The organism is Aeromonas sp. Prich7-2, from assembly GCF_017939255.1.
In the GTDB taxonomy this organism is placed as follows: Bacteria; Pseudomonadota; Gammaproteobacteria; order Enterobacterales; family Aeromonadaceae; genus Aeromonas; species Aeromonas caviae.
Window position 1 is genome coordinate 1 of record NZ_JAGKRI010000097.1, and the last position, 6,131, is coordinate 6,131.

At 54.1% G+C, this 6,131-nt stretch carries 4 protein-coding genes; 2 read left to right on the plus strand and 2 right to left on the minus strand.

All coding sequences use genetic code 11. The annotated features are described in order from the left end of the window. Positions 1-402: 402 nt before the first annotated feature. A protein-coding gene (locus J9892_RS15185) for an IS3 family transposase (RefSeq protein ID WP_117027705.1) occupies positions 403-1,607 on the plus strand; the annotation gives its coding sequence in 2 pieces (ribosomal slippage) (positions 403-721 and positions 721-1,607; 1,206 coding nt in all). Between the two features lie 234 nt (positions 1,608-1,841). On the opposite strand, the gene J9892_RS15190 is transcribed toward J9892_RS15185, so the two are convergent. Beyond that, positions 1,842-2,849, minus strand: a complete 1,008-nt coding sequence (locus J9892_RS15190; protein ID WP_210538552.1) for a Fic family protein — start codon at positions 2,847-2,849, stop codon at positions 1,842-1,844. Between the two features lie 425 nt (positions 2,850-3,274). On the opposite strand from J9892_RS15190, the gene J9892_RS15195 reads away from it, so the two are divergent. After that, the gene (locus J9892_RS15195) at positions 3,275-4,588 is read left to right on the plus strand and encodes an integrase arm-type DNA-binding domain-containing protein (protein ID WP_103859047.1); all 1,314 of its coding nucleotides are present in this window, start codon (positions 3,275-3,277) and stop codon (positions 4,586-4,588) included. 17 nt (positions 4,589-4,605) lie between these two features. Here J9892_RS15195 and J9892_RS15200 read toward each other — a convergent pair. Then, positions 4,606-5,768 (minus strand): IS3 family transposase gene (locus tag J9892_RS15200; protein ID WP_103859051.1). Its coding sequence is split into 2 segments (ribosomal slippage): positions 4,606-5,513 and positions 5,513-5,768, totalling 1,164 coding nucleotides; the frame shifts between segments, so codons are not numbered across the junction. Positions 5,769-6,131: the final 363 nt, after the last annotated feature.

The following is a 6,131-nucleotide window of genomic DNA, read 5'->3' on the forward strand; positions in this document are numbered from 1 at the left end:
CACTGAAGGGAGAATCGATGAGAAAGAGGAGAAGTGAGTTGACCCAATCTGAACACTCGAGTTAGAAACGGGGTGACGTGAGCGCGTTAAGGATCAGGGTGTTCACGTTGGCCGGAATGGCTGTTCAACTTCGCCGGAATACGCATTTCTTTACACATGATGACGATGCGGGCTATGAACGGGTCAAACTCTAACCGATCACTCACTTTCCCGGATTTGGGATAGATGATTCCCGAGTGGGACCCTAACTCAGTTATCACGTGGAATTGATATGACAGGATGACATTGCGCTTGGTCTTGGGGTCGTAGACTAGATTGGCCCCTTGAAGATCCAGACACTTCGCCCCTCTTAATTTAAGAGGTAGTCTTGGAACTATGTTCAGTACTAGTCGCAACGAGAAAATGGTCGAAGTGTTAACAGGGGCTGAGCGCCGTCGACGCCGGACTCCGCAGGAAAAGATCTCCATCGTGCAGCAGACCTTTGAGCCCGGAATGACCGTATCTCATGTCGCTCGCTTGCACGACGTCAACGCCAACCAGCTTTTCAAATGGCGTAAACAATTCCAGGAAGGCTCTCTCACGGCGATCACCGCCGGTGAGGATGTTGTTCCAGCCTCCGAGTTGGCTGCTGCCATCAAGCAGATCCGAGAGCTCCAGCGTCTGCTCGGGAAGAAGACCATGGAGAACGAGATCCTCAAAGAAGCCGTGGAGTATGGTCGAGCAAAAAAATGGATTGCGCATGCGCCCTTGTTGCCGGGGGACGACGATTAAGTGCTGTGAGCCAGGCCCTTAATGTATCGCGTGCGCAGCTATCCGTTCGTGTTCATCGCAAACCAGGTTGGCAAGATGGTCGTCATCATCGCCAGCGTGATGATGCAGCCTTACTTGGCCGTATCATGGAGGCGATGGCAGAACTTCCCTCCTATGGCTATCGCCGGGTCTGGGCGCTGTTACGGCGTCAGTCAGAGGCAACAAGACAGCCTGTAGTAAACGCCAAACGGGTATATCGCGTCATGAGAGAGCATGGCCTGCTGCTGGAAAGAAAACCGGCTGCACCATTGGCCCAGCAGGCACATAAGGGGCGTGTTGCCGTCAAAGAGAGCAATCGACGTTGGTGCTCGGATGGCTTCGAGTTTCGCTGCGATAACGGTGAAAAACTACGAGTCACGTTCGCCATGGACTGCTGCGATAGGGAGGCGTTGGACTGGGCTGCCAGCACCGGGGGTTACGACAGTGACACGGTGCAAGATGTCATGCTGAGATCTGTCGAACGACGCTTCGGGGATGCGTTGCCGGCATCACCGGTGGAGTGGCTGACTGATAATGGCTCGGCGTATCGAGCCCATGAGACCCGCGCGTTTGCACGAGAAATCGGGTTGGAGCCCAGAACGACGGCGGTGAGAAGCCCACAGAGCAACGGTATAGCGGAGAGCTTCGTGAAGACGATGAAGCGAGACTATATCGAGATGATGCCGAAACCAGATAGCCGAACAGCGGTAGGCAATTTGGCCATCGCGTTTGAGCATTATAACGAACACCACCCGCACAGCGCCTTGGGATACCGTTCACCTCGGGAATTTCTGCGCAGTCGGGTATCACAACCCTAAGCGGGAAAAAGTGTCTGGATCTATGGGGTCAAATCCACACAGTATCTGATTATCCCCAATGGAGATCTTACACCTTGTGGTGTTAGTGAGATAAAACAGAGAGTTACTGCGCCCCCCTTTGTGCGCAAATGGGGTTCGTTGCGCTTGGGTTTACTTGGCTGGTTGTATGTTTACTGATGCGACCCGGAAGCTGGGCGGCTGTAGCAACTCACTCGGTGGCCTTAGCAAGCAGTCCTATGACAACACTTCCCAATGCCCACCCTTGCGTGGACCAACAAAGCGTAATCGTCCCGCCTTAACCAACGCCGCCGCCGCTCGCTCCACCGTGCTGGTCGATCTGCCTATCCGCTCGGCTACTTGTTTAAGGGTCAAGGTCGGCTCAGCCACCAAGATAGCCAACACCGCATCCGGCGTTTTTACCCGCATTTCTACCGGCATTTCTACCCTCACTTTTTCTGGCGGGGTGGGCTGAGATGTCGGCTGTGCGGCAATCGCTTCGGCCAACGCATCTCGCAGCGCCTCTAGCAGAAACAGAATAAAATCGGTGCAGTCACTCAGCCTGTCGGCCTGACTTAATTGGTGGTAGTAGTGCTCTTGGCGCTCTTTGATGATCGCTTCCACCGGCAGGAAGGCCATCACTGGTTGCCAACGGCTCAAGATCACCGTTTGCCACAAGCGTCCCATACGACCATTTCCATCGGAAAAGGGGTGGATAAACTCCAACTCGTAGTGCAAGGCACAAGAGGCGATCAAGGGATGGGCCTCTGTTTCTGCCAACCATTGCACCAGTTGTTCCATCAGACGCGGAACCTGAGTCGGGGGGGGAGCCATATGCACTAATTGCTCACCCCGATAGATGCCGACCCCACTGCTACGCCATTGCCCTGCGTCATCGCATAACCCGTGCATCAAACGTCCATGGGCCCTGAGCAAATCCGCAGAAGAGGTAGGGGCCCAAGCCGACATTGCTTCATAAGCGGCAAACGCATTGCGCACCTCCTGGATCTCACGGGGCAATCCCAACACAGGTTTGCCGTCGATCACCGCCGTGACCTGCTCCAGGCTCAGGGTGTTGTGCTCGATGGCCAGGGAGGCCTGGATGGTGCGGATCCGGTTTTCCCGGCGCAGCATGGGCACTTGCGAGCTCTGCGTCGAGCGCCATTGCCCCACCAATTCGGCGATCTCCGCCACCCGGCTCAACATGGCGTGGGTCAGGGTGAAGGGAGGGGAATAGGCTGCCATGGGGGACTCCGACTGAAACGATTGCAAATGCGAAGGCTCAGAGATTATCAGATCGGGGGCAAGACCAACACGGCGGCGTATCTTTGTGAATTCTGTGATAAGCGGTATGCGATGACCTATGACATGGTGCCATTCGTTGTGAATTAGCGGTGTTACTCGCTCCATCTGCTTGCTATTTCATGCAATGAGATGCAAACGAATCTCTTTGATTTAAAATCCCTCGACGTTCGCGTCGTGCCGGTTCGATTCCGGCCTCGGGCACCATTGATACTTCCAAAGCATTCCGAAAAAGTTTAAAAAACCCAGTAGATTCAATGTCTCTGGGTTTTTTTACGTCCAGAGCATTCCGAGTCATTCTTAACACATCCGCTAGAAATTGGTATACGCTTAGGTATACATCGATTCGATAAAGGAGTCGTATACCAATGCCGCGAACTACCAAACCCCTGTCTGATACCGAGTGTCGCAATGCCCGCCCGCGAGAAAAAGACTATTCCTTGTTCGATGGGAATGGCTTGCACTTATTGGTCAAAAAGAACGGTACCCGTTCGTGGCGCTTCAAGTTTACCAAGCCAGATGGTAAGGCAGGGCTGATGGCGTTTGGCGACTACCCAACCCTTTCTTTGACTGACGCGCGTAAAAGGCGCGAAGAGGTTCGAAACCAGTTAGCCAAAGGTATCGATCCTGTCGTCCATAAGCGGCAGTTGCGAAACGAGATCACCAGTAAACAAACGAATAGTTTTGAGGCTGTTGCCCGTGAATGGCATTCAAGGAGTGCTGGCAAGTGGTCCCCGGATCATGCTTCACGCATCTTGACCCGGCTTGAAGCTGACGTGTTTCCGTCTATTGGCCATTGCCCCGTTGCTGAACTCAAGACCCGTGACCTGCTTGTTCCATTGCGCATGATAGAGCAGCGAGATGCGCTTGATTTGGCAGGACGAGTGCGGCAACACATCAACGGCATCATGCGTTATGCAGTGCAAACGGGGTTGATTGACAGCAATCCTGCCGCTGATTTGACGGGGGCGTTGTCGGTTCGCAAAGGCAAGCACCATCCCGCGCTGCCGCTGCAGGATATTCCCGAGTTGCTGTGTCGCCTTGAGAGTTATGCGGGGCGTCTGCTGACCAAGATGGCTGTGAAATTGAGCTTGTTAACCTTTGTCCGTTCGAGCGAATTACGCTTCATGCGTTGGGATGAACTCGATATCGAGCGAGCAATCTGGACGATCCCGGCGTCTCGCGACCTCATTGAGGGGGTCAAATACTCGCATCGTGGTGCCAAGATGCGAGAACCGCATATTGTGCCGTTGTCACGCCAGGCACTGGCAATCATTGAGGCGATCCGCCCTTTGACCGGGCGCTTTGATCTGGTTTTTGCCGGTGACCATGATGTATCAAAACCGATGAGTGAAAACACCGTGAATAGTGCCTTGCGCCGACTGGGTTACGACACCAAGGTTGAGGTATGCGGTCATGGCTTCCGGGCGATGGCATGCAGCGCGCTGCTTGAATCAGGTCAATGGAGTGAGGATGCCATTGAACGGCAGATGAGCCATAAGGAGCGTAACGGTGTGCGGGCGGCTTACATTCATCGGGCCGAATTTATCACCCAGCGCCAGCAGATGATGCAATGGTGGGCTGACTGGCTGGACAGTTGCAAGCATCACTATGTGCCACCCCATGAATTTAGCGGGATGGAGAGCAATGTGATTCACTTGCCAAATAGTCTGTCTGCATAGGTGGATCGGTGTAGTGGTCAACTAAATCCGGACACTTGGTTAGGCCGATCCTCGGCTTTTGCAGGCGGTATCCCGTCATTGTGGTGATGTGGACGCCGCCAGTTGTAGTAATCCATGAGGTAATAACTGATATCCCGCTTTGCTTCCCGCAGGCTCATGTATCCCGTTGCAGGAAGCCACTCTGACTTCAGGCTTCTGAACAATCGCTCCATCGGGGCGTTATCCCAGCAATTACCACGACGACTCATGCTCTGGGTCATGCGATAGCGCCACCGTCGTTGCCGAAATGCCCGGCTGACGTATTGACTGCCCTGGTCGGAGTGAAACAGCACGCCTGATGGACAACCCCGCTGCCGATAGGCCATCTCCAGCGCTTTGATTGCCAACTCTGCATCAGGTTTGTCAGACATCGCCCAGCCCACGACCCGCCGGGTATGCAGGTCGAGCACTGCGGCCAGGTAATGCCAACGACCACCGGCCCAGACGTAGGTGATATCGCCACACCACACCTGATTGGGTTGCGGGACATCAAATTCGCGGGCCAGCAGATTGGGAATGTCCGGTCGTTCAGACCGTGCCACCTTATAACGGTGTGCGCCCGGCTGTTTGGATGCCAGCCCGGCTTCTTTCATCAGGTTACGTACTTTGAATCGACCAATCTGATACCCCAACTCCCGCATCATCGACATCAAGGCGCGGCTGCCTGCCGAGTTCCTGCTCTCTTTGAACAACCGGCGCAACTCGCTGCGTTGCTGTATCCGCTCACGGTTAATCGTCCGCTTGCGAGCCAGATAATCGTAAAAACAGGATGTTGGAACATCGAAAGCGCAGCAGACCAGGGTGATGGGGGCTTGCTCTCTTAATTGGTCTATCAGCGCGTACGTGTGAACTCGTCCGTCATCAAGAGAGCCGTAGCCTTTTTTAGAATGTCCTTTTCGCGCTCGAGCCGATGGATGCGGGCTTCCAGCTCCTGGATTTTCTGCTGCTCCGGGGTCAGCGCTTTGCTGATAGGCGTGGTGCCAGTTCGTTCGGATTGCAGTTGCCGAACCCAGCGGCGAAGTATGGTTTCACCGACATCCAGTGAACGGCTGGCTTCGGGGACAGAATATCCCTGGTCGAGCACCAGGGATGCGGCTTCGAGTTTGAATTCGGCAGTAAATGAGCGACGTAATCTTGTCATTGAACACCTCAGGTCATGGTGGCGACTGTACCACCTAAAATGGTGTCCGGGATGATTAGACCATATATGGACGCCCCTGGGTTGTGCAAGAACTGAGCTGATACGGTTTGCGACCATATATCCGGCGTTAATGATGGGATCAACTCCCTCGCCATGATGTCATCCGAGCCTTGCTTCCTTATCACTACACCGGTATATGCATACCCAGGTCTAATTCTGCGTATTCCCACGCATGGCGATCGCTCAATAACATTCATGCCGATCACTCAATAACATCCATGCCGATCGCCCAATAACATCCCAGGCCGATCACTTTTTTCCTCTATGGGAAACCATGATCGGCATGAATGTTATTGATGACTT

What these genes read in the sequence shown, in the direction of transcription:
- J9892_RS15190 (WP_210538552.1), bottom strand. Translation starts at nt 2,849, where the DNA reads ATGGCAGCCTATTCCCCTCCCTTCACCCTGACCCACGCCATGTTGAGC.
- J9892_RS15195 (WP_103859047.1), top strand. Translation starts at nt 3,275, where the DNA reads ATGCCGCGAACTACCAAACCCCTGTCTGATACCGAGTGTCGCAATGCC.